Below are 22699 nucleotides of genomic sequence, written 5' to 3' on the forward strand. Positions count from 1 at the left end.
GTCAGGATGACGGCTTCTCGGTCAACTCCCGTCCGTTTCAAGGGCCATTGGCGCGTATGAGTCGATCCTCGATGTGCACGGCTGATCACTCCTCACTTAATGAAAGGTGAAAGAAAAGTCGTGACGGAGTCCTTGACCCCACCTGTGGCGGCGGGCAGGGTTCCCGAGAGCGCTCTCCCGTTTCCCTCATGTTTCGAGGAGCTTTTCCATGCCCGCAGTCGGCCTGCTACCACCTTCAACAGTCCAGCCCCACAGACCAGTTCGACGCGGTGTCGTGGCCGCCGTCGTCCTCGCCCTCGCCGCGGCCCTGCTCGCGGTCCTTCCCGCGCCCCGGGCCACCGCCGCACCGACCCTGCTGTCCCAGGGCAAGCCCGTGACCGCCTCCAGCACCGAGAACGGCGGCACACCCGCCTCCGCCGCGGTCGACGGCGACAACGGAACCCGCTGGTCCAGCGCCTTCTCCGACCCCCAGTGGATCCGCGTCGACCTCGGCGCCCCCGCCGAGCTCAGCCAGGTCGAACTGCGCTGGGAGACCGCCTACGGGACGGCCTACCGCATCGAGACCTCGCAGAACGGCACCGACTGGTCCACGGCCTACTCGACCACCACCGGCACCGGCGGCACCGAGACCCTGAACGTCTCCGGCACCGCCCGCTACGTCCGCGTCCTCGGCACCACCCGCGCGACCGGATACGGCTACTCACTCTGGGAGTTCAAGGTCTACGGCACCCAGGACGGCGGGCCGGTCATCCCCGGCGGCGGTGACCTCGGCCCGAACGTCCACATCTTCGACCCGTCCACGCCCGGCATCCAGGCCAAGCTGGACCAGGTCTTCCAGCAGCAGGAGTCGGCGCAGTTCGGCAACGGCCGGCACGCGTTCCTCTTCAAGCCCGGCACCTACAACAACCTGAACGCGCAGATCGGTTTCTACACGCAGATCGCCGGCCTGGGTCTGCGTCCGGGGGACACGACCATCAACGGTGATGTCACCGTGGATGCGGGCTGGTTCAACGGCAATGCCACCCAGAACTTCTGGCGCGGTGCGGAGGGCCTGACGCTCAACCCGGTCAACGGGACGAACCGGTGGGCGGTCTCGCAGGCCTCCGCGTTCCGCCGGATGCACGTCAAGGGCGGTCTCAACCTCGCGCCGAACGGCTACGGCTGGGCCTCGGGCGGCTACATCGCCGACTCCAGGATCGACGGCCAGGTCGGCAACTACTCGCAGCAGCAGTGGTACACCCGTGAGAGCTCGATCGGCGGCTGGTCCAACAGCGTCTGGAACCAGACCTTCTCCGGTGTCGAGGGCGCCCCGGCCACCTCGTTCCCCGAGCCGCGCTACACCACGCTCGACACCACGCCCATCTCCCGCGAGAAGCCCTACCTCTACCTCGACGGCGGCGAGTACAAGGTGTTCGCGCCGGCCAGGCGGACCAACGCGCGCGGCACCAGCTGGGCGAACGGGACCCCGCAGGGGCAGTCGATCCCGCTGAACCAGTTCTACGTCGTCAAGCCGGGCGCGAGCGCCGCCACCATCAACCAGGCGCTCGCCCAGGGCCTGCACCTGCTGTTCACCCCGGGCGTCTACCACGTCGACCGGACCATCAACGTGGACCGCGCCAACACCATCGTGCTCGGCCTGGGCCTGGCCACCATCGTCCCGGACAACGGCGTCACCGCGATGAAGGTCGCCGACGTCGACGGCGTCCGCCTCGCCGGATTCCTCATCGACGCCGGCCCGGTCAACTCCCCGACCCTGCTGGAGATCGGCCGGCAGGGCGACTCCGCCGACCACGCCGCCAACCCCACCACCGTGCAGGACGTGTACATCCGTATCGGCGGCGCCCACGTCGGCAAGGCCACCACCAGCATGGTCGTCCACAGCGACGACGTCATCATCGACCACACCTGGGTGTGGCGCGCCGACCACGGCGAGGGCTGGGGCTGGGAGACCAACCGCGCGGACTACGGGGTGCGGGTCAACGGCGACGACGTGCTGGCCACCGGCCTGTTCGTGGAGCACTTCAACAAGTACGACGTCGAGTGGTACGGCGAGCGCGGCCGCACGATCTTCTACCAGAACGAGAAGGCCTACGACGCGCCCAACCAGGCCGCCATCCAGAACGGTTCGACCAAGGGCTACGCCGCCTACCGTGTCGACGACTCGGTGAACACGCACGAGGCGTGGGGTCTGGGCAGCTACTGCAACTACAACGTCGACCCGACCATCGTCCAGGACCACGGTTTCAAGGCGCCCGTCAAGCCGGGGGTGAAGTTCCACAGCCTCCTGGTGGTCTCCCTGGGCGGCATGGGCCACTACAACCACGTCATCAACGACACCGGCGCGTCCACCATCCCCGCCGGCACGTCCACCGTGCCCTCGACCGTCGTCTCCTTCCCCTGACCGGTTCCTCCGGGCCGGGTCCGTCCCGGCCCGGAGGGCCCCTCACTGAGCCGCACGGTCCCGGAGGTTCGTCCGCCAGGCCGGATGCGGCTCCTTCGGTTCGCTCTCCACCGGCCGCCCGCCGCGGGCGAAGAAGTCCGCGAGCGGCAGGATCGCCGCGCCCACCGTGACCGCGTCCGGTCCGAGCGTGCCGAGGTCGATCCGTACGTGCGAGGCCGGGTAGCGCAGCGAGTAGGCGGTCGCGTGCGCCTTCACCGACTCCAGGAACCGTCGGCCGAGCTGGAGCCCCGCCCACCCGCCGACCAGGATCCGCTCCGGCTGGAAGAGGTTGATCAGGTCGGAGAAGCCCGCGCCCAGGTACTCGGCCGTCTCCTCCAGCACGGCCAGCGCCGACTCGTCGGCGGCGCCCTCGGCCGGATACGCCGCGGCCAGCATCGCCGTCAGCGCGGTCTCCTCGTCCACGCCCGCGGGCGGGCGCCCTCCCGCCTCCGCCCACCGCTCCAGCAGCGCCTCGGCGCCCGCGTACGCCTCCAGGCAGCCCTGGGCGCCGCAGCGGCACCGCCGCCCCCGCACCCGTACGGTCAGGTGCCCCCACTCCACGGCGCGGCCCGGACCCATGTCGGCGGAGACCACGCACGCCCCGACGCCGGAGCCGAACAGGACCACCGCGGCGCTCCGCGCGCCCCGGCCGGCGCCGAACCACATCTCCGCCTGGCCGAGCGTCTTGGCGCCGTTGTCGACGTAGAAGGGCACCGACTCGGGCAGGAGCGCCGACTCCCGCAGATACCGCTCCAGCGGTACGGCGTCCCAGCCGATCGTCTGCCCGTGCACGATGGCGCCGTCCTCGGGCGTGTGCGCCACGATGCCGGGCACGCCTATGCCGACGCCCAGCAGCAGCTCGGGAGCGCTCCCGCCGCGCTGGAGCACCTCGGCGATCCCGTCGCGCAGGTGCTGGACGACGACGTCGACGTCGTACCGGTCGACGCGGCGCGCACCCTCGGTGGCCAGGGGCTTCTCGACCCGGGCCAGCTCGGTCAGGGCGAGGTCGAACAGCTCGACGCGGACCCGGGTCTCGCCCACGTCTATGCCGATCATGTGGCCGCTGCCCGGGCTGACGCGCAGCAGGGTGCGCGGACGCCCGCCGACGGAATCGACGCTTCCGGCCTCCTCGACCAGACCGTCGGTCATCAGCTCGGACACCACGTTGCTCACCGAGCCGGAGCTGAGTCCGGTGGCGGGTCCGAGCGCGAACCGGCTCAGCGGGCCGTCGAAGTACAACCGTTGCAATACGGCGGTGCGATTCTCCCGCCGCAGGTCACGTACGGTACGACCGCTGCGTGCTGCCACCCCTGCCCCCTCGTGTCGATGCCATCGCCGCAATCTACCTGCGCCGGGGCCCTTGACGCGATCTTAGCTTGACGCTTAACTCACGTCCTAAATTAAGCCGTGGGGGGTGCGGGTCCGCACACGGGGCGCTGCCCCGGACCCTCCGCAGGCGACAGTCGCTCCTTCCCGGAAGGCCAACTGAAGTCATGCGCAGAAGCAGAGTCGCAGCCATCGGAGCCGTCACCCTCTCGCTCGTCCTCACGTCGGCTGCCTGCGGTGGCGGGTCGTCCGGCTCGGAGGGCTCCAACGAGAAGCCGAAGACCCTGACCTACTGGGCCTCCAACCAGGGCGCCAGCCTGGAGGTGGACAAGAAGGTCCTCCAGCCCGAGCTGGACAAGTTCGAGAAGGAGACCGGCATCAAGGTCAAGCTGGAGGTGGTGCCCTGGTCGGACCTGCTGAACCGGATCCTCACCGCCACCACCTCCGGGCAGGGCCCCGACATCCTCAACATAGGCAACACCTGGAGCGCCTCCCTCCAGGCCACCGGCGCCCTGCTGCCGTGGGACGCCAAGAACCTCGACGCCATCGGCGGCAAGGACCGCTTCGTCGACTCGGCGCTCGGCTCCACCGGCGTCCAGGGCCAGGACCCCGCCGCGGTGCCGCTGTACTCGATGGCCTACGCCCTCTACTACAACAAGAAGATGTTCGCCGACGCCGGCATCGAGAAGCCCCCGGCCACCTGGGACGAGATGGCCGAGATCGGCAAGAAGCTCTCCAAGGACGGGAAGTGGGCGCTCGGCGCCGAGGGTTCGAACCTGTCCAACAACATCCACCAGGTCTTCGTCCTCGGCAAGCAGCACGGCGCCGACTTCTTCACCCCCGACGGCAAGGCCGACTTCACCTCCGACGGCGCCGTCGCCGCGGTCAAGCAGTACGTCGACCTGATGGCCAAGGACAAGATCATCGCGCCCGGCAACGCCGAGTACGCGCAGAACCAGTCGCTGAGCGACTTCGCCAAGGACAAGACGGCGATGGTGCTGTGGCAGACCGCCTCGGCCACCTTCAAGTCCCAGGGCATGAAGGACGACGAGTGGGGCGTCGCCCCCGCCCCCGTCCAGTCCGGCACCCCCGGCACGGGCACCAGCACCAACTCCATGGTCGCCGGCATCAACATGGCCGTGTTCAAGAACACCAAGAACATCGACGGCGCCAAGAAGTTCGTGAAGTTCATGACCAGCGACGAGGAGCAGAAGATCCTCAACACCGCCTACGGCTCCATCCCGCCGGTCAAGGCGGCCCAGGAGGACCCCGCCTTCAACTCCCCGGCCCTGGCCGTCCTGCGCGACACCCTCGCCACCAGCGCCACCGCGCTGCCGCAGGTCCCCGAGGAGTCGCAGTTCGAGACCGTCGTCGGCACCGCGGTGAAGGAGCTCTTCGCCGACGCCGCCGCCGGACGGGAGGTCACCACCGAGTCGGTGCGGGCCAAGCTCGAAAAGGCCCAGCAGCAGATGCCCGCCGCGTGACCACGGAAGTCTCCATGACCACCACCGCCTCCCCCGGCACGGGCGAGCGGACGGCGGACCGGCACCACAAGCCCGGAGCGGCGCCCCGCAAGCGCCGCTCCGGGCGGCTGCGCCAGGTCTCCCTGCCGTACCTGCTCCTCCTGCCCGCGCTCCTCCTCGAAATCCTGGTCCACCTGGTGCCGATGGTCATCGGCATCGTGGTCAGCTTCAAGCAGCTCACCCAGTTCTACATCCGCGACTGGGGCACCGCCCCCTGGGCGGCCCTGGACAACTACAAGATCGCCGTCGACTTCGACGCACCCGTCGGCGAGGCCCTGCTCAAGTCGTTCGTCACGACCTGTCTGTTCACCGTGCTCTCGGTCGGCCTGTGCTGGCTGCTGGGCGCCACCGCGGCGATCTACCTCCAGGAGCACTTCCGCGGCCGCGGCCTGCTGCGCACGATCTTCCTCGTCCCGTACGCGCTGCCCGTCTACGCCGCCGTCATCACCTGGGCGTTCATGTTCCAGCGGGACAACGGCCTGGTGAACCACGTGATCCACGACCAGTTGGGGCTCACCGACTCACCGCCCTTCTGGCTCATCGGCGACAACGCCTTCGTCACCCTGCTGGTGGTGTCGGTGTGGAAGGGCTGGCCGTTCGCCTTCCTCATCATCATGGCCGGCCTCCAGAACATCCCCCGCGAGATGTACGAGGCCGCCGCCCTCGACGGGGCCGGCATGTGGCAGCAGATCCGCCGCATCACCATGCCGTCCCTGCGCCCGGTCAACCAGGTGCTCGTCCTGGTGCTGTTCCTGTGGACGTTCAACGACTTCAACACGCCCTTCGTCCTGTTCGGGCGGGCGGCACCGGAGTCGGCGGACCTGATCTCGCTGCACATCTACCAGTCCTCGTTCCAGACCTGGAACTTCGGCACCGGCTCGGCGATGTCCGTCCTGCTGCTGCTGTTCCTGCTCATGGTGACCGGCGCCTACCTCTGGTTCACCTCTCGCGGAAGGAAGGGCTCCGATGCGTGAACCCCGTTCCCCGATGGCCGCGCCGCAGTCCTTCCTGTGGAGCCGCCGGATCTTCCTCACCCTGCTCGTGGGCTTCGTGCTGCTGCCGGTCTACGTGATGGTCTCCAGCTCCCTGAAACCCCTCGAAGACGTCTCGGGGAAGTTCCAGTGGATACCCTCCGGTCTCACGATCCGCCCGTACTTCGACATCTGGGAGACCGTCCCGCTCGCCGACTACTTCACCAACTCGCTGATCGTGGCGGGCGCGGCGACCGTCTGCTCCGTCACTATCGCCGTCTTCGCCGCCTACGCGGTCAGCCGCTACAGCTTCCGCGGCAAGCGCGTCTTCACGGTGACGGTCCTGTCCACCCAGATGTTCCCGGGCATCCTCTTCCTGCTGCCGCTGTTCCTCATCTACGTCAACATCGGCAACGCCACCGGCATCGCCCTGTTCGGCTCCCGCGGCGGCCTGATCCTCACCTATCTGACCTTCTCGCTGCCGTTCTCCATCTGGATGCTGATCGGGTACTTCGACTCGGTGCCCAAGGACCTGGACGAGGCGGCGAAGGTCGACGGCTGCGGCCCCCTCGGGGCACTGTTCCGGGTCGTCGTGCCCGCCGCGATCCCCGGCATCGTCGCCGTCGCCGTGTACGCCTTCATGACCGCCTGGGGCGAGGTCCTCTTCGCCTCCGTCATGACCAACGAGACCACCCGCACCCTCGCGGTCGGACTCCAGGGCTACTCCACCCAGAACGACGTGTACTGGAACCAGATCATGGCCGCCTCACTCGTCGTCAGCCTGCCCGTCGTCGCGGGCTTCCTGCTCCTTCAGCGCTATCTCGTCACCGGTCTGACGGCCGGAGCCGTCAAGTGACCACCTGCCCAGACCCAGAGAGGTTTGCTGTGCCCGAACCGATTGACCTCGCAGCCTTCCCCGACGGCTTCCGCTGGGGAACGGCGACATCCGCCTACCAGATCGAGGGCGCCGCAGCCGAGGACGGCCGGACACCCTCCATCTGGGACACCTTCTCCCACACCCCCGGCAAGGTCGACAACGACGACCACGGCGACGAGGCCTGCGACCACTACCACCGCTGGCCCGAGGACGTGGCGCTGATGCGGCGCCTGGGCGTCGACACCTACCGCATGTCCATCGCCTGGCCCCGCGTGGTCCCCGGCGGCGACGGCCCGGTCAACGAGGCCGGCCTCGACTTCTACGACCGGCTCGTCGACGCCCTCCTCGCGGCCGGCATCACGCCCAACATCACCCTCTACCACTGGGATCTGCCCCAGGTCCTCCAGGACCGCGGCGGCTGGACCGTACGCGACACGGCCGAGCACCTCGCCGCCTACGCCTCCGCCGTCGCCGGCCGGCTCGGCGACCGCGTCTCGATGTGGGGCACCCTCAACGAGCCGCTGTGCTCGGCGTGGATCGGCCACCTGGAGGGCAGGATGGCCCCCGGCCTGACCGACCTCACCGCGGCCGTGCGCGCCTCCTACCACCTGCTGCTCGGCCACGGCCTGGCCACTCAGGCGATCCGGGCCGCGGTGCCCGGCGCCCGTATCGGCCTGGTCACCAACCACTCCACCGTCGAGGCCGCCTCGACCCGCCCCGCCGACATCGCGGCCGCCACCCGCATGGACGGCCACACCAACCGCTGGTGGCTCGACCCGGTCTACGGCCGCGGCTTCCCCGCCGACATGCGCGAGCTGTACGGCGTCGAACTCCCCGAGCGCCCGGGCGACATGGAGACGATCGCCGCGCCCCTCGACTGGCACGGCCTGAACTACTACTTCCCGGCGACCGTCACCGACGACCCCGAGGGCCCCGTCCCGTACGCCCGCGAGATCCGCCTGCCCGACGTGCCGCGCACCGGCATGGACTGGCAGATCGACGCCGGGGGACTGGAGGCGCTGCTGCTGCGTCTGACCGACGACTACGGCGTGCGCGAGCTGTACGTCACCGAGAACGGCTCCGCCTTCCCCGACACCGTCGGCCCCGACGGGGAGGTCCACGACCCCGAGCGCACGCTCTACCTGGAGCAGCACATCGCCGCCTGCGCCCGCGCCGTGCGCAAGGGCGCCCCGCTGGCGGGCTACTACGCCTGGTCCCTGCTCGACAACTTCGAGTGGGCCTACGGCTACGACAAGCGCTTCGGCCTGGTCCACGTCGACTACGCCACCCAGCGGCGCACCCTGAAGTCGAGCGGGCAGCGCTACGCGGACATCATCCGCGTCCACCGGCAGCAGCAACGCTGACGCGCCCGCCCCGCACACAGGCGGCCGTGCCCCGGCGGGGGCACGGCCGCCTGTCGCGCACGGGACGCGCGGCTACTTCTCCGGCGCGGCGCGCAGCGTCTTCTTCGCCAGCTCCAGCGCCGGGACCATGCCGCGGTGCTCGGTGGTGTCCAGCCCGCCGAGGTGCAGGACGACCGGACCGCCCGGGGCCACCACGGCCACCGCGCGCTCCTCCTTCGTCTCCTCCAGCAGCTCGCTGGTGACGAGGTAGGTCACCTCCGCGCCCGTGAGTCCGTCCGCGTCGAAGGTGCCGTACTTCTCCTTGCCGACCCCGTCCTCCGCGGCGAGGAACGCCTCCAGCACGCCGCGGGCGTCGGTGTCGCCCGGCTTCCCGGTCCACACCCGCAGGAAGCCGATGTTGCCCGCGGGCTTGGCGTCCAGCTCGCAGGCCATGGCGACCGGCCCCTGGTACAGCAGGGCCTCGGCGACCTCCTGGGCCCGCTCGCTCTCGCCGTCCACCGCGGCGTCGACGGCCTCCGCCTCCCAGTCCTCGGCGAAGTCGAAGGTGACCGGCAGCTCGCAGGCGGAGCCCTTCGCGCCGACGGAACCCCCGCTGCGGGCGACGGACGACTCCTTCTCCCGTGTGCCGGCACCGGCCGACGCCTTCGCGTCCCCGCCGTCCGACCCGCCCGAACACCCCGACACCAGCGCGATCAGCACCGCGGCCACAGCCGCACGACGCCCCGTCACTTCGCTCTCCCCTCACGAACCCGGCGGCACAGGCTAACCGAGCCCGAGCGGCTCCCCGCACCCGGGCCCGGGTCCCCCCTGCACGGCGGCGGGGACATGCGAAAGGCCGCCCCGGTCGCGGTGACCACGGGCGGCCTTTCGGTGGGTCCGGACCGGCGTCGGGCCGGTGTGGCAAAGCTCAGCGGGACTTGGCGTCGGCCACCGGATCGCGCCGGAAGGCCCAGTCCATCTTCGGCTCCATCACGAAGCGGAACATCCGCTGCACCGGCGGCGTGCACAGGGCGGTCACCACGGCGCCGGCGACCAGCGTCACCACGATCTTCCCTAGGGGCTCCTGCACCCAGTCCAGGTGGGACCAGTGGTACTTGTTGGCGGCCTGGATGACGAACCCGTGCAGCAGGTAGCCGTACAGCGTGCCCGCGCCCAGCGCGGTGAACCACATGCCGCGGCCCGGCACCAGCGAGAGGAAGCACGCGGCCAGGACGGTCGAGCAGGCGAACAGCGCCAGCGTCATGACCGGCCCGTACCAGACGGGTGCCGCCAGCTGCTCGGCGCTGGTGCGGTGGAAGAACCACGCGTAGTTCATCCGCGGCACCGCCCACCACGCCACGACGACCGCGCAGAGGAACACCGGCCCCGCCAGCAGCCGCACCTCGCGCCGGCGCACCAGCGCGAAGTGCTCGGGCTTGAGACAGAGGCCGAGCACGAAGTACGGCAGGAACTGCAGGGCGCGCTGGAGGTCCAGGTCCTTGCCGATGGTCGGCGTCATCGTGGCCAGGGCCGCGATGGCGAGCGCCAGCGGCAGCGGCCACCGCACGACGCGCCAGATCGGAGTGGTCAGCCGCCAGATGAACAGCGCGGCGAGGAACCAGGTCAGATACAGCGGATCCAGCAGGCTGATGTCACGGCCGGGCTCGTTGTCCGTCCACCGGGTGAAGAAGGTGTACGCCACCTCGAAGACGATGTACGGCACGGCGACACCGGTCACCAGCCGCTTGATGCGCCCCGGAGCCGCGTCGAAGCTCCGCGAGAAGTAGCCGGAGATGATGATGAACGCCGGCATGTGGAACGCGTAGACGACCATGTACAGCGCGGTGACCGTGCGGCTTCCGTCGCGCAGGGGCTCCCAGGCGTGCCCCATCGCCACCAGCACGATGGCGAGGTACTTGGCGTTGTCGAAGAACGCGTCCCGCTGCTTGACCGACCGTGCAGTCCGTGCCGCTCCCGCGGCGGTGGCGTCGCCCGGTGCGGGCGGCGCCTGTGCCTGTCCGAGACTGCGCAGGGGCAGCGTTTGCTGCGTGATCCCATCCTGACGGAACCCAGACAGAGCAGAACACCTCTTACAAGAGTTAGCTGTGTGGCCCTTGTGCCGACACCCGGAACAACCTAGTCACGCAACCTCAGCCGCGTAAACCCGGACGGTCCTGATGTGACCGCGGTATCTCCCGTGGCGTCAGTCATGTGTGACAAGGCGTCCGATAACGGCGGAAGCGGACTCTTCGTGGCTTTTCCGGCCGAGGGCGGACACCTCGATATACCGGGTACCACCGGCCTCGTGACGTATACGTGCCGCGGCGCGTCCTTCTTCGCGGCGCGGGGCGACGAAAGGAGCGTGGCGGGGCATAACCGGACGTACGGAGTCCGAAGTTGCGGGGGCGCCCGCCGGCGCGGCAGGGTTCGGTGGTGTGGCAACTCTGCTGATCGTGCACCACACGCCCTCGCCCAACTGCCAGGCGATGCTGGAGGCCGTGATCTCCGGGGCGGGCGCGCCCGGGATCGAGGGCGTCACGGTGGTCCGCCGGGCCGCGCTCGCCGCGACCGCCTCCGACGTACTGGCCGCCGACGCCTACCTGCTCGGCACTCCGGCCAACCTCGGCTACATGTCCGGCGCCCTGAAGCACTTCTTCGACCAGGTCTACTACCCGTGCCTGGACGCCACCCGCGGCCGCCCCTTCGGCTACTGGGTGCACGGCGGCAACGACGTCACGGGCGCGGTGCGGTCCGTGGAGTCGGTCACCACCGGGCTCGGCTGGCGGCGCGCGGCGGACGCGGTGACGGTGACCGGTGAACCGTCCAAGCGGGACATCGAGGCGTGCTGGGAGCTGGGCGCGACGCTCGCCGCCGGACTGATGGACTGAGAGGGCGCGCGAACGCCGGGAGCGTCACGGCGGTGCCGGGCACCACCGTGACGCTCGGCCGGGTACGGGGATCAGACCGCCGGTGAGGGGTACGTCGGGTACTCCACGCCGGAGACGTGCTGGACGACCCGGATGACCTGGCAGGAGTAGCCGAACTCGTTGTCGTACCAGAGGTAGAGGATGGCGTTGTCGCCGTCGACCTTGGTGGCGCCGGCGTCCACGATCGAGGCGTGCCGCGAGCCGACGAAGTCCATGGAGACGGCGTCGGGGGCGGTGGTGAAGTCGATCTGGCGCTTGAGCGGCGAGTTCAGGGACACGTCGCGCAGGTACTCCAGGACCTCCTCGCGGGTGGTCTCCCGGCCCAGGCGCAGGCTGAGGATCGCGATGGAGACGTCCGGCACCGGGACGCGGATGGAGCTGCCGGTGATGGGCGCCTTCAGGTCGGGCAGCGCCTTGGCGACGGCCGAGGCGGCACCGGTCTCGGTGATCACCATGTTCAGCGGCGCGGACCGGCCCCGGCGGTCGGCCTTGTGGTAGTTGTCCAGCAGGTTCTGGTCGTTGGTGAACGAGTGGACGGTCTCGACGTGGCCGCGGACCACGCCGTACTCGTCGGCCATGGCCTTCAGCGGCGGCACGATGGCGTTGGTGGTGCAGGAGGCGCAGGACAGGACCCGCTCGTCCGGCTTGATCGTGTCGTGGTTGACGCCGTGCACGATGTTCGGGACGTCGCCCTTGCCGGGCGCGGTCAGGACCACCTTGTCGATGCCCGGGCGCAGGTGCTGAGCGAGGCCCGCCCGGTCCCGCCACTTGCCCGTGTTGTCGATGAGGATGGCGTCCTTGATGCCGTACGCCGTGTAGTCGACCTCGGACGGGTCGTTCGCGTAGATGACCTTGATCGCGTTGCCGTTGGCGAAGATCGTGGAGGACTCCTCGTCCACCGTGATCGTGCCCTGGAACTGGCCGTGGATGGAGTCCCGGCGCAGCAGCGAGGCCCGCTTGACGAGGTCCTGCTCGCCGCCGCCGCGGACGACGATGGCCCGCAGCCGCAGACCGTTGCCGGAACCGGCCTTCTCGATCAGCAGCCGGGCGACCAACCGGCCGATCCGCCCGAAGCCGTAGAGGACGACGTCACGGCCGACGCCGCCCTCCAGCTTGTTGGCGCCGGTGGCGCCGGCGACGGCCTCGGCCGTGAACTCCGCCACCGACAGGCCGCGGTCGTCGGACCGGTAGGTCGCGGCGAGCATGCCTATGTCGATCTGCGACGGGCCGAGGTCGAGCGTGGTGAGCGCCTGCAGGAAGGGCAGCGTCTCGGTGACCGACAGCTCCTCGCCCGCGATCTGCCGCGCGAACCGGTGCGTCTTGAGGATGCTGACCACCGACTTGTTCACCAGGGAGCGGCTGTGCAGCAGGACCGTCACGTCCCGCTCCCGGTGCAGCTTCCCGATGATCGGGATCATCGACTCCGCGATCTCCTCGCGGTTCTTCCAGTTGGTGAACGAGTCGTCGTTGACAGTCACGTAAGTCTCTTTCGAGCTAGGCGGTGCTCATATGCTAACCCGCCCGCTCGAACGGGCTCGGTCCGGGGGTCGCCGTCAGTTGAGGCTGTCCGGGTGCGGGCCGGTGCGCAGCCCGCGGTCCAGGGCGGCCAGGTCCGTCATCTCCGCGTCGGAGAGCGTGAAGTCGAAGACGTCGAGGTTCTCCCGGACGCGGTGCGGGGTGACGGACTTGGGGATCACGACGTTCCCCAGCTGGAGGTGCCAGCGCAGCACGATCTGGGCGGGTGTCCTCCCGTGCCGCTCGGCCAGGGCCACGATCGCCTCGTCCCCGAGTACCGCCCCCTGGGCGAGCGGGCTCCACGCCTCGGTGGCGATGCCCAGCTCGGCGTGGAGGGCCCGCAGCTCGGCCTGCTGGAGGCCGGGGTGCAGCTCGATCTGGTTGACGGCGGGCACGATCGAGGCGCCGTCGAGCAGTCGCCGCAGATGGGCGGGCTGGAAGTTGGAGACTCCGGCGGCGCGGACCCTGCCGTCGGCGACCAGTCGCTCGATCGCCTTCCAGGACTCCCGGTACAGATCGCGGGCGGGGGTGGGCCAGTGGATGAGGTACAGGTCGACATGGGTCAGGCCGAGCGCGTCGAGGCCGGCGTCGAAGGCCCTCAGAGTGGCGTCGTAGCCCTGGTCGGCGTTCCACAGCTTGGTGGTCACGAACAGTTCCTCGCGGGCGATCCCGGAGGCCGCGAGGGCCTTGCCGACGCCGGCCTCGTTGCCGTAGACCGCGGCGGTGTCGATGGCGCGGTAGCCGGCGTCGAGGGCGGTGGTGACGGCGGTGGCGGTCTCGGCGTCGGGGACCTGGAAGACGCCGAAGCCGAGCTGCGGGATCTCGACGCCGTTGTTCAGGGTGACGGTGGGGATGGCGGTCATGGTGGTGGTTCCTCGGGGGTGGGGGAGCGGGGGATGCGGCTGTGGGTGACCGGGGTCAGTGCGCGGCGGGTACGGCCTGGGCGGTGCCCGAGGCGACGACCCGGCCGCCGGTGCGGCGGGTGCGGCGGTCGAGGCGGGCGGCGACGAGGGCCAGCAGCAGCGCGCCGCCGGAGAGCAGGGCGCCGACCCAGTTCGGCGCGGTGTAGCCGAGCCCGGCGGCGATGACGACGCCGCCCAGCCAGGCCGCGAGGGCGTTGCCCAGGTTGAAGGCGCCGATGTTGGCGGCCGAGGCCAGGGTGGGCGCGGCGGTGGCCTGGTCGAGCACCCACTTCTGCAGCGGGGGCACGGTGGCGAAGCCCAGGGCGCCGATCAGGGTCAGGGTGATCGCCGCGAGCACCTTGTGGTGCGCCGTCGCGGTGAAGAGCAGCAGGGTCAGGCTCAGCGCGCCGAGCGAGGAGAGGAGCAGGGGCATCAGGGCGCGGTCGGCGAGCCGGCCGCCGAGCAGGTTGCCCAGGAACATGCCGATGCCGAACAGGACCAGCAGCCAGGTGACGGCGGCCTCGGTGTAGCCGGTGACCTCGGTCATCATCGGGGTGATGTAGGTGATGGCGGCGAACACCCCGCCGTAGCCGAGGACGGTCATGGCCATCGCGAGCCACACCTGGACATTGCGGAACGCGGCGAACTCCGAGCGCACGTCCGCGCGCGCGGGCCGCCCCGCCTCGGGCACCAGCCGGGCCACGCCGAGCAGGCCGATCACGCCCAGGGCGGCGACGAGGGCGAAGGTGACACGCCAGCCGAACGCCTGCCCGACGTAGGTGCCGCCGGGCACGCCGACGATGTTCGCCACGGTCAGGCCCATGAACATCAGGGAGATCGCCGACGCCTTCTTCCGCGGCGCGACCAGGTCGGCTGCGACGACCGAGCCGATGCCGAAGAAGGCTCCGTGGGCGAGGGAGGCGATGATCCGGCCGGCCAGCATCGTGCCGAAGCCGGGTGCGAGCGCCGACAGGGTGTTGCCCACGATGAACAGGCCCATCAGGGACATGAGCATCTTCTTGCGGGACACCTTGGTGCCGAGCACGGTCAGCAGCGGGGCGCCGAGGACTACACCGAGTGCGTAGCCGGACACCAGCCAGCCGGCGGTGGGGATGGTCACACCGAAGTCGTCGGCGACCTGGGGGAGCACACCCATGATCACGAACTCGGTGGTGCCGATCCCGAAGGCCCCGATGGCCAGGGCCAGGAGCGCGAGAGGCATGAGGACGAACCTTCCGGGAATTGCGTGAGGCGCTTACAGGCGAAGACAATAGTTGCATGCGCGGGTTAAATGCAAGCGGGGGTGTGTGTGGGAGGTGAATGCCCTCGCGCGCAAGGGGTGGGGCATGGTGTGCGTCGCGTGGTCCTCGGTGTGTGTGACAGCGGGCCTTCGGTGTGCGGGGGAGGGTTCCGGCGCGTGCGCGGAGGTGCCTTTGGTGGGCCCGTGTCCAGAGGGGGCCGCTGAGAAATCCGTATGAATCCGGGGAGCCGTTGAACACGTAGGGCCCGGGGTCCGTATGGGGGCGAGGGATCTCTATGTCCGCTCGCTCGTCCAGAACGTAGGAGTAGTGCCTTGAGACGCAATTCGCGCAGGCGCCCGACCGGCCCACGGCGCGCGACCTTCGCCGCAGTCGCCCTGATTCTGGGCGGTGGTGGCATGGTGGCGGTCAATGTCTACGCCTCGGCGACCGAGGCGGACGGTACGGCCCAGCCGGGCGGCGCCACCATCGACTGCCCCGACGTCGGCAGCGAACTGACCGCGGTACCGGACGCCGCCCGCTCGGAGGTCGACACCGAACTCGCGTCCCTGGACGGCCAGATAGCCGAGGCGTACAAGCAACTGCGGTCGGCCACACCGGAGCAGCAGCTGGACGCCGCCTTCACCGACGCCTCGGTCATGAAGCCGCTGGAGGAGAAGCGGGCCGGGACGCTGGAGCGGATCGCCGTCGCCATCGGCAACGCGGGCCAGCGCCCCGAGGGCCTGGAGGCGCTGGCGGGCTGCGAACTGCTGCCCCCCGAGGAGGAGCAGGCGGAGAACGAGCAGGGCGGCCAGGCCGGCAACGGCCCCGTCGCGGCCGACTTCGCCGACATCAACAGCGTGCAGCCGAGCGCGCAGGCCCCGGCCGGACAGAACGCCTCCCGCGGCACCTTCGTCACCCGCTGCGGCGTCAACGAGAACGGGCTGTTCAACTCCGACAACGTGATCGTCGCGCCGGGCGTCTCCAACGGCGCCCACCACTTCCACGACTACGTCGGCAACCAGGACAACGACGCCTTCAGCAGCGACGCCGACCTGGCCGCCGCCGACACCAGCTGCGAGAACCAGGGCGACAAGTCCTCCTACTTCTGGCCCGTCCTGCGCCTGCAGAACGGCAACCAGGAGCAGGACGCCCAGGCGCCCGGCGGCGGTATCGAGGGCAACGCCGGTGAGATCCTCACGCCCAAGGAGGTCACCATGACCTTCCAGGGCAGCCCCACCGGCGACGTGACGGCCATGCCCCGCCTGCTGCGCATCATCACCGGTGACGCCAAGGCCCATGTCAACGGCACGGCCAACGCCAACGCCTCCTGGAGCTGCACCGGGTTCGAGGACCGGCAGCTGAAGGACAAGTACCCGCTGTGCCCCGAGGGCAGCGACGTGGTGCGCACGTTCAAGTTCCAGAGCTGCTGGGACGGCCGCAACATCGACAGCGCCAACCACCGTACGCATGTGGCGTTCGCCGCGGCCGACGGCTCCTGCGCGGCCGGCTTCCAGGCCATCCCGCAGCTGGTCCAGCGCATCGTCTACGACGTCGACGCGCCGAGCCTCGACGACGGCGGTGACACGACGCCGCTGTTCGCCGTCGACTCCTTCCCCGAGCAGCTGCACAAGCCGGTCACGGACCACGGCGACTTCATCAACGTCTTCGAAGAGGGCCTGATGCGGGAGATGGTCGACTGCATCAACGAGGGCCGTGAGTGCGACGGCGCGGGCGCCCCCGAGGAGCCGCAGCAGCCGGAGCCGTCCGAGGAGCCGTCCGAGGAGCCGTCGGAAGAGCCCTCCGAGGAGCCTTCGGAGGAGCCGCAGCAGCCCGAGCCCACTGAGGAGCCCTCCGAGGAGCCCCAGAACCCGGCGCCGACCGGCGACGACGAGCCGACCGAGGAGCCCGCCACCGAGGAGCCCCCGGCCGCCACGCAGAGCAACGAGCCCCCGGCGGACGACGCCCCCGAGGCCACCGCCACCGCCGACCGGCCGAAGATCTCCGCCACGCCCACGCAGGGCGGCACCGAGGAGGACCCCGCGGAGGCCATCGGCTCGCCGACCGCCTCGCCCACCGAGTCCTCGGTCGCCGTGGGCAACGACCAGCCCGTGTACGGCACCGCGCCGCAGACGGCCGGCGGCAGCCTCGCCGACACCGGCGCCAAGCTGTGGCCGGCCGCCGCGGGTTCGATCCTGGTCATCGCCGGATTCGTGCTGCTGCGCCGGTTCACGAGCCGCGCCTGAGTGACGGTCGTGGGGCGGGGACCCCGGGTCCCCGCCCCACGACCGGGCCTCACGCCGTGGCGGGCGTGTAGTGCGAGGCGTCGTCGCCCTCGACGACATGGCTGAGCGTGCCGTCGACCCCGGCCGGGACATCGCCGGCGACGGTCACCCGGTGCAGCAGACGCGGCAGGTCGCCGTAGTCGTCGGGCGCGTAGTGCTGCGTGATGCGGTTGTCGAACAGCACCACGTCGCCCGGCGCCCAGACCACCCGCACGATGTTCTCCGGGCGGGTGACGTACGACTGGAGCAGCCGCAGCAGGTCCCGCGAGTCGGACGGGCCGAATCCGACGAGGCTCTGCGCGAAGCCCCCGATGAACAGCCCCCGCTCCCCGGTCTCCGGGTGGACCCGGACCACCGGGTGGGCGGTGCGGTACGTCCGGGAGACGAACTGCCTGCGGTGCTCGGCGGCCCTCTCGCTCTTGGGGGCCGCGTAGTCGTAGGCGTTGGTGTGCACCGCCCACAGTTTGTCCGCCAGCTCCCGCAGCGGCTCGGGCAGATCCCGGTACGCGGCAGCCGAGTTGGCGATGAGCGTGTTGCCGCCGTAGGGCGGGATCACGATGCCGCGCAGGGTGGACGCCTTCGGCGGGGTCCGGACGAACGTGACGTCCGTGTGCCACTGGTTGGCGCGGATGCCCTCGTCGCCGTCCACGGGCAGGATGTTCGGGCGGCCCTCCACGGAGGGCACCGTCGGGTGCGCCGTGGTGAGTTCACCGAAGAGCGAGGCGAAGCGGAGCTGTCCCTCGTCGTCCAGGTGCTGGCCCCTGAAGACCAGCGCCTTGTGCTCCAGGAGCGCCGAGTTGATCTCGCCGACCAGCGCGGGCGCCAGGTCGGAGGAGAGGTCCACGCCGAGGATCTCGGCGCCGATCCGGCCGCCGATCCGGCGGATGTCGAAGTCGGTACTGGTGGTCATGGTGCGGGTTCCTTCCGGTGGGTGATCCGTGCGGGGGAGTGGTGCGGTGGGGACAGGGCCCGGCGCGCCGGGCCCTGGGCTCAGGCCGGCTGTGCCTCGGCGGCGTGCCGGTTGGCCGGGCGGGCCAGGCCGTAGTTCTCGCGCAGGGTGCGGCCCTCGTACGCCGTGCGGAACAGGCCCCGCCGCTGGAGGATCGGCACGACGTGGTCGACGAAGTCCTCCAGGCCGCCCGGGAGATACGGCGGCATGATGTTGAAGCCGTCGGCGGCGCCGTGTTCGAACCACTCCTGCAACTGGTCGGCGACCTGCTCGGGGGTGCCGGCGAAGACACGGTGGCCGCGGCCCGCGCCGAGCCGGGCGATGAGCTCGCGCAGGGTGAGTCCGTCACGGCGGGCGAGTTCGGCGACCAGCGTGAAGCGGCTCTTGTTGCCGTTGATGTCCCTCTCCTCGGGCAGTTCGGGCAGCGGCCCGTCCAGCGGCAGCCCGGTCAGATCGGTGCCGAGCATCCCGGACAGCTGGGCGAGCCCGTACTCGGGGACCTGAAGGTCCGTCAACTCCTGTTCCAGTGCCCGGGCTTCGGCCTCGGTGGAGCCGATGACCGGCGCGATGCCGGGCAGGATCAGCAACTGGTCCTCGGTGCGCCCGTGCCGGGCCAGCCGGGACTTGAGGTCCTTGTAGAAGGACTGGGCGTCGCCGAGGGTCTGCTGCGCGGTGAAGACGGCCTCGGCGTACTGGGCGGCGAACTCCTTGCCGTCCTCCGAGGAGCCCGCCTGCACGAGCAGCGGGTGACCCTGGGGGGAGCGCGGGACGTTCAGGGGGCCGCGCACCCCGAAGTACCGGCCGCGGTGCTCGACCGGGTGCACCTTGTCGGTGTCGGCGTAGACGCCCCGCTCCCGGTCGAGCAGGATCGCGTCGTCCTCCCAGCTGTCCCACAGCCCGGTGGCGACCTCCACGAACTCCCGGGCCCGCTCGTAGCGCAGCCGGTGTTCGAGGTGCTCGTCCTGACCGAAGTTGCGGGCCTCGTCGACCGTGCCGGAGGTGACGATGTTCCAGCCCGCCCGGCCCCCGCTGAGGTGGTCGAGGGAGGCGAACTTGCGGGCGGTGTGGAAGGGCTCGTTGAAGGTGGTGGAGACTGTGGCGATCAGGCCGACGTGCTCGGTGACCGCTGCGAGCGCGGAGAGCAGGGTCAGCGGTTCGAAGCCGCCGAGCGCGTTGTGGCGGACCTTGCCCCACAGGGCGAGGCCGTCGGCGAGGAACACGGAGTCGAGCAGGCCGCGTTCGGCCGTCCGCGCCAGCTGCTGGAAGTAGCGCAGGTCGGTGATGCGCTCGGGCTGGGTGCGGGGGTGGCGCCAGGCGGCGTCGTGGTGGCCGGCGTTCATCAGGAAGGCGTTGAGATGGAGCCGGCGCGGGCTGGTCGTGGTCATGAGGTACCTCGGATCGGGGCGGGCGGGGAGGGTGACAAGGGGGCTTTCACGCGCCGGCCGGCACGCGCCACGCGCTCAGCCGCCGTTCCACGGTCACCAGCAGCTGGTTGAAGGCGACGCCGATGGCGGAGATCGTGACGATCCCCGCGTACATCTGCGGGATCGCGAAGTTGTACTGGGAGGCGTTGATCAGATAGCCGAGCCCCGCCTTGGCGCCGATCATCTCGGCGGCGACCAGCACCAGGATCGAGACCGCGCCGGCCAGCCGGATGCCGGTGAACATCACCGGCACCGAGGCCGGGAGGATCACCTTCTGGAACAGCCGGGGCGCGGACAGGTCCATCGACCTGGCCAGCTTCAGCAGGGTCGGGTCGACGTTGCGGACCGCGCTGATGGTGTTGAGCAGGATCGGCCAGGTGCAGGCGTACACCACGATGGAGATCTTCGAGGTCTCGCCGATGCCGAGCAGCAGGACGAACACCGGCAGCAGGGCCAGCGCCGCCGTGTTGCGGAACACCTCCAGCAGCGGTCCGAGGAGGTCGGCGACCGGCCGGTACCAGCCGATCAGCAGGCCGAGGGGGACCGCCACGGCGACGGCGAGACCGAACCCGCTGAGCGAACGCACCAGGCTGGCCTGCGTGTTCTCGGCGAGCTGCCCGTCGACCGCCAGCCCCCACCAGGCCTGGGCGACCTCGCTGAAGGGCGGCAGGAAGGTCCGGTCGACCAGCGCGAGCCGGGGCGCGGCCTCCCAGAGCAGCAGCAGTGCCACGACGGCCACGGACTTCGTCACCGCTGCCAGCAGCAGACGGGCCGGCCGGCGGGCCCAGGACGGGGCCGTCGGCCGTCGGTCGGCCTCGGCTGCTCTCGGCGTCGCGGCTTCGGAGGCCGGGGCGGTGACCTTCTTCGGTTTCCGGTCCTGCCGGGCGGCTGTGCCGGTGGTCGCGCTCACAGGGATGCCTCCTCCTTCTCCAACTGCTGGGCCCGCGCCACCTCGTCGTGGAGCAGCGACCAGATCTCGTGCCGGAACCGGGCGAACTCCGGGCTGGAGCGCAGATCGTCGGTGCCCGTGCGGTTGTCGAAGGAGACCGGCACGATCTGCTTGATACGGCCCGGCCGCGACGTCATGACGGCGACGCGCTGTCCCAGGTAGACGGCCTCGTCGATGCCGTGGGTGATGAAGACGACGGTCTTGCCGGTGCGCTGCCAGATGCGCAGCAGTTCGTCCTGGAGCGACTCCCGGGTCTGGGCGTCGAGCGCGGCGAACGGCTCGTCCATCAGGAGTACATCGGGGTCGTAGGCGAGGCTGCGCGCGATGGCCACGCGTTGCCGCATCCCGCCCGACAGCTCGTGCGGATGGCGGTTCTCGAAACCGGTGAGACCGACCAGGTCCAGGAACTCCCTTGCCCGGGCCGCGCGTTGACGGCGGGGTACGCCGGTGGCCTCCAGGCTGAACTCGACGTTGCCCTGGGCCGTGCGCCACGGCAGCAGCGCGTACTGCTGGAAGACGATGCCCCGGTCCAGGCCCGGGCCGGTGACGGGCACGCCGTCCAGCAGGATGCGTCCGCCGGAAGGCCGGGCGAGGCCGCCGAGCAGATCCAGCAGCGTCGACTTCCCGCAGCCGCTGGGGCCGACCAGGACGACGAACTCACCCGCCGCTATGTCCAGGTCGATTCCGTCGAGCGCGGTGAAACCGGAGCTCTGACGGTCTCCCGCCCGGCCGCGGACGACGAAGTCCTTCCGTACGTTCTCGAAGACGATTTTGGGCTGTGTGAGAGGCCCGGTCGATTCCGGCATGGAATTCAGCTCCCGCTCTTCGAGGCGGTGGCGGCCGGTGCGGACTTCTGGGCGCCGTCCGAACCGCCGGTGTTGAATTCGTTGGTGTAGAGGTCGGAGAGCGACACCTGGCCCTTCTTGATGTCACCGCGTTCGCTCAACCAGTCGATCCAGAGCTGGAGTTCCTTTCCGGTGATCCGGCCCGCGGTCTCCGCGACGCCGAAAGAGTTCCAGTACTTGAGGGGTTCGGCGTCCTCGTTGCGGCCCCGCTTCTCCACGATGTCCGTCATCCGGGCGATGACCTTCTCCCGCGGAGTGGTCCGGGCCCACTCGATGGCCTTGCCGACGCCGGTGACGAACGTCCGCGTGGTGTCGGGGTTCTGCGCGAGGAACCGGTCCGTCATCACGAAGGTGCCGGCGCTGAAGGCGCCCAGCAGTTCGAAGTCGGTGAAGAGCGGGCGGATGCCGCCGGTGGCGAGCGCCTTGTCGCGCAGGACGCCGCTGAGCACGGCCACGTCGATCTGCTTCTGGCGCAGCGACTGCTCGACGTTGACCGGCGGCACGACCAGCGGCTCGACCTTGTCGATGTCGGCCTGGGAGAGGCCGCCCCGCTGGAGGTAGATGTCGAGCATCGCCTCGGCGTGGGCGCCCAGGGTGTTCATGCCGACCTTCTTGCCGATCAGGTCCCGTGGGGAGCGGATCGGGCTGTCCTCGAGGACGTAGTAGCCGCTGTAGGCGTACTTGTCGGAGCCGTAGTAGCTGATGACCGCCTTGACGGGGGCCTTGTTCGCGGCCAGTTTGACGACCGCGCCGTTGAAGGCGCCGCCGAAGTCGGTCTGGCCGGTGGCGGCGGACTGGATGTCCTGCGGGCCGCTGATCGTGTTGCCGACCCACTCCAGCTTCACGTCCCCCAGATAGCCGAGGTCCTCGGCCAGTTCGGGCAGGGTCACCTGGCCGGCCCAGCCCTGGTACCGCAGGGTCTTGGTCTGCCCCTTCCCGGCGGAGGTTCCGGTGACGGCCGTGCCGCAACTCACCACCACCGTCGAGAGACCGAGCAGGGTGAGGAACTGACGTCGGGTCGATGCGGTCGTGACAGCCATGGAAGAGTCCTGTTCGGAAAACCGGGCGGGAATGGGAAACGCCGACGAAACGCCGTCAAATGCAGCGCCTTTACGCACGTTCGGCGTTCGTGAAAGCAGTGGCTCGCCGGGCGGGCCTACTGCGGAAAAGGGAGCGAAGGGGAAC

18 protein-coding genes are annotated in these 22699 nt (G+C 70.2%); 7 read left to right on the forward strand and 11 right to left on the reverse strand.

The window, feature by feature from the left end; translation table 11 throughout:
* Window positions 1–208 precede the first annotated feature (208 nt).
* Window positions 209–2401, forward strand: coding sequence for a pectate lyase-like domain-containing protein (locus ABT296_RS26505; protein WP_351931146.1), 2193 nt, complete (start codon window positions 209–211; stop codon window positions 2399–2401).
* A gap of 42 nt (window positions 2402–2443) precedes the next feature.
* Here the strand turns inward: ABT296_RS26505 and ABT296_RS26510 are convergent, their stop codons facing one another.
* Entirely contained in the window at window positions 2444–3748 is a 1305-nt protein-coding gene (locus tag ABT296_RS26510) for an ROK family protein (RefSeq protein ID WP_351931147.1), read from the reverse strand.
* A gap of 185 nt (window positions 3749–3933) precedes the next feature.
* Here ABT296_RS26510 and ABT296_RS26515 point away from each other — a divergent pair, with 185 nt between their 5' ends.
* Genes ABT296_RS26515 through ABT296_RS26530 form a run of 4 tightly spaced genes read left to right on the forward strand, consistent with a single transcriptional unit; the run spans window position 3934 to window position 8501 of the window.
* Window positions 3934–5250 carry an ABC transporter substrate-binding protein gene (locus ABT296_RS26515; RefSeq protein ID WP_351931148.1) on the forward strand — a complete coding sequence of 439 codons (1317 nt, stop codon included), beginning with the start codon at window positions 3934–3936 and terminating at the stop codon, window positions 5248–5250.
* A gap of 14 nt (window positions 5251–5264) precedes the next feature.
* On the forward strand, window positions 5265–6263 hold the full coding sequence (locus tag ABT296_RS26520; RefSeq protein WP_351931149.1) for a carbohydrate ABC transporter permease: 999 nt from the start codon (window positions 5265–5267) through the stop codon (window positions 6261–6263).
* A 13-nt stretch (window positions 6264–6276) separates the two neighbouring features.
* Window positions 6277–7116, forward strand: coding sequence for a carbohydrate ABC transporter permease (locus ABT296_RS26525; RefSeq protein ID WP_351931204.1), 840 nt, complete (start codon window positions 6277–6279; stop codon window positions 7114–7116).
* 29 nt (window positions 7117–7145) lie between these two features.
* Window positions 7146–8501 carry a GH1 family beta-glucosidase gene (locus tag ABT296_RS26530; protein WP_351931150.1) on the forward strand — a complete coding sequence of 452 codons (1356 nt, stop codon included), beginning with the start codon at window positions 7146–7148 and terminating at the stop codon, window positions 8499–8501.
* 72 nt (window positions 8502–8573) lie between these two features.
* Here ABT296_RS26530 and ABT296_RS26535 read toward each other — a convergent pair whose 3' ends face one another.
* Both ABT296_RS26535 and ABT296_RS26540 read right to left on the reverse strand, forming a co-directional pair.
* The gene (locus tag ABT296_RS26535; protein WP_351931151.1) at window positions 8574–9230 is read right to left on the reverse strand and encodes a lipoprotein; all 657 of its coding nucleotides are present in this window, start codon (window positions 9228–9230) and stop codon (window positions 8574–8576) included.
* Between the two features lie 178 nt (window positions 9231–9408).
* The gene (locus ABT296_RS26540; protein WP_351931205.1) at window positions 9409–10512 is read right to left on the reverse strand and encodes an acyltransferase family protein; all 1104 of its coding nucleotides are present in this window, start codon (window positions 10510–10512) and stop codon (window positions 9409–9411) included.
* Window positions 10513–10915: 403 nt separating this feature from the next.
* On the opposite strand from ABT296_RS26540, the gene ABT296_RS26545 reads away from it, so the two are divergent.
* Entirely contained in the window at window positions 10916–11368 is a 453-nt protein-coding gene (locus ABT296_RS26545) for a flavodoxin family protein (protein WP_351931152.1), read from the forward strand.
* Window positions 11369–11439: 71 nt separating this feature from the next.
* Here the strand turns inward: ABT296_RS26545 and ABT296_RS26550 are convergent, their stop codons facing one another.
* From ABT296_RS26550 to ABT296_RS26560, 3 genes are all read right to left on the reverse strand, one after another.
* Window positions 11440–12885 carry a glyceraldehyde-3-phosphate dehydrogenase gene (locus tag ABT296_RS26550; RefSeq protein ID WP_351931153.1) on the reverse strand — a complete coding sequence of 482 codons (1446 nt, stop codon included), beginning with the start codon at window positions 12883–12885 and terminating at the stop codon, window positions 11440–11442.
* A gap of 75 nt (window positions 12886–12960) precedes the next feature.
* On the reverse strand, window positions 12961–13785 hold the full coding sequence (locus ABT296_RS26555) for an aldo/keto reductase (RefSeq protein WP_351931154.1): 825 nt from the start codon (window positions 13783–13785) through the stop codon (window positions 12961–12963).
* A 55-nt stretch (window positions 13786–13840) separates the two neighbouring features.
* A complete protein-coding gene (locus ABT296_RS26560; protein ID WP_351931155.1) occupies window positions 13841–15046 on the reverse strand; it encodes an MFS transporter in 1206 nt (401 codons plus the stop codon).
* Window positions 15047–15397: 351 nt separating this feature from the next.
* On the opposite strand from ABT296_RS26560, the gene ABT296_RS26565 reads away from it, so the two are divergent.
* Window positions 15398–17308: a DUF1996 domain-containing protein gene (locus ABT296_RS26565; RefSeq protein WP_351931156.1), complete on the forward strand. Its 1911-nt coding sequence runs from the start codon at window positions 15398–15400 to the stop codon at window positions 17306–17308.
* A 49-nt stretch (window positions 17309–17357) separates the two neighbouring features.
* Here the strand turns inward: ABT296_RS26565 and ABT296_RS26570 are convergent, their stop codons facing one another.
* The 5 genes from ABT296_RS26570 to ABT296_RS26590 all read right to left on the reverse strand — a co-directional run bounded on the left by ABT296_RS26570 (window position 17358) and on the right by ABT296_RS26590 (window position 22554).
* The gene (locus ABT296_RS26570) at window positions 17358–18257 is read right to left on the reverse strand and encodes a TauD/TfdA dioxygenase family protein (protein WP_351931157.1); all 900 of its coding nucleotides are present in this window, start codon (window positions 18255–18257) and stop codon (window positions 17358–17360) included.
* Window positions 18258–18337: 80 nt separating this feature from the next.
* Window positions 18338–19681: an LLM class flavin-dependent oxidoreductase gene (locus ABT296_RS26575; protein WP_351931158.1), complete on the reverse strand. Its 1344-nt coding sequence runs from the start codon at window positions 19679–19681 to the stop codon at window positions 18338–18340.
* 46 nt (window positions 19682–19727) lie between these two features.
* On the reverse strand, window positions 19728–20630 hold the full coding sequence (locus tag ABT296_RS26580; protein WP_502977329.1) for an ABC transporter permease: 903 nt from the start codon (window positions 20628–20630) through the stop codon (window positions 19728–19730).
* Window positions 20627–21475 (reverse strand): ABC transporter ATP-binding protein, encoded by an 849-nt coding sequence (locus tag ABT296_RS26585; RefSeq protein ID WP_351931159.1) that lies wholly within the window; start codon window positions 21473–21475, stop codon window positions 20627–20629. Before ABT296_RS26585 ends, ABT296_RS26580 begins: the two co-directional genes overlap by 4 nt.
* Window positions 21476–21480: 5 nt before the next feature.
* Window positions 21481–22554 (reverse strand): ABC transporter substrate-binding protein, encoded by a 1074-nt coding sequence (locus ABT296_RS26590; RefSeq protein WP_351931160.1) that lies wholly within the window; start codon window positions 22552–22554, stop codon window positions 21481–21483.
* Window positions 22555–22699: the final 145 nt, after the last annotated feature.

This window comes from Streptomyces sp. NPDC000983 (genome assembly GCF_040299205.1).
In the GTDB taxonomy this organism is placed as follows: Bacteria; Actinomycetota; Actinomycetes; order Streptomycetales; family Streptomycetaceae; genus Streptomyces.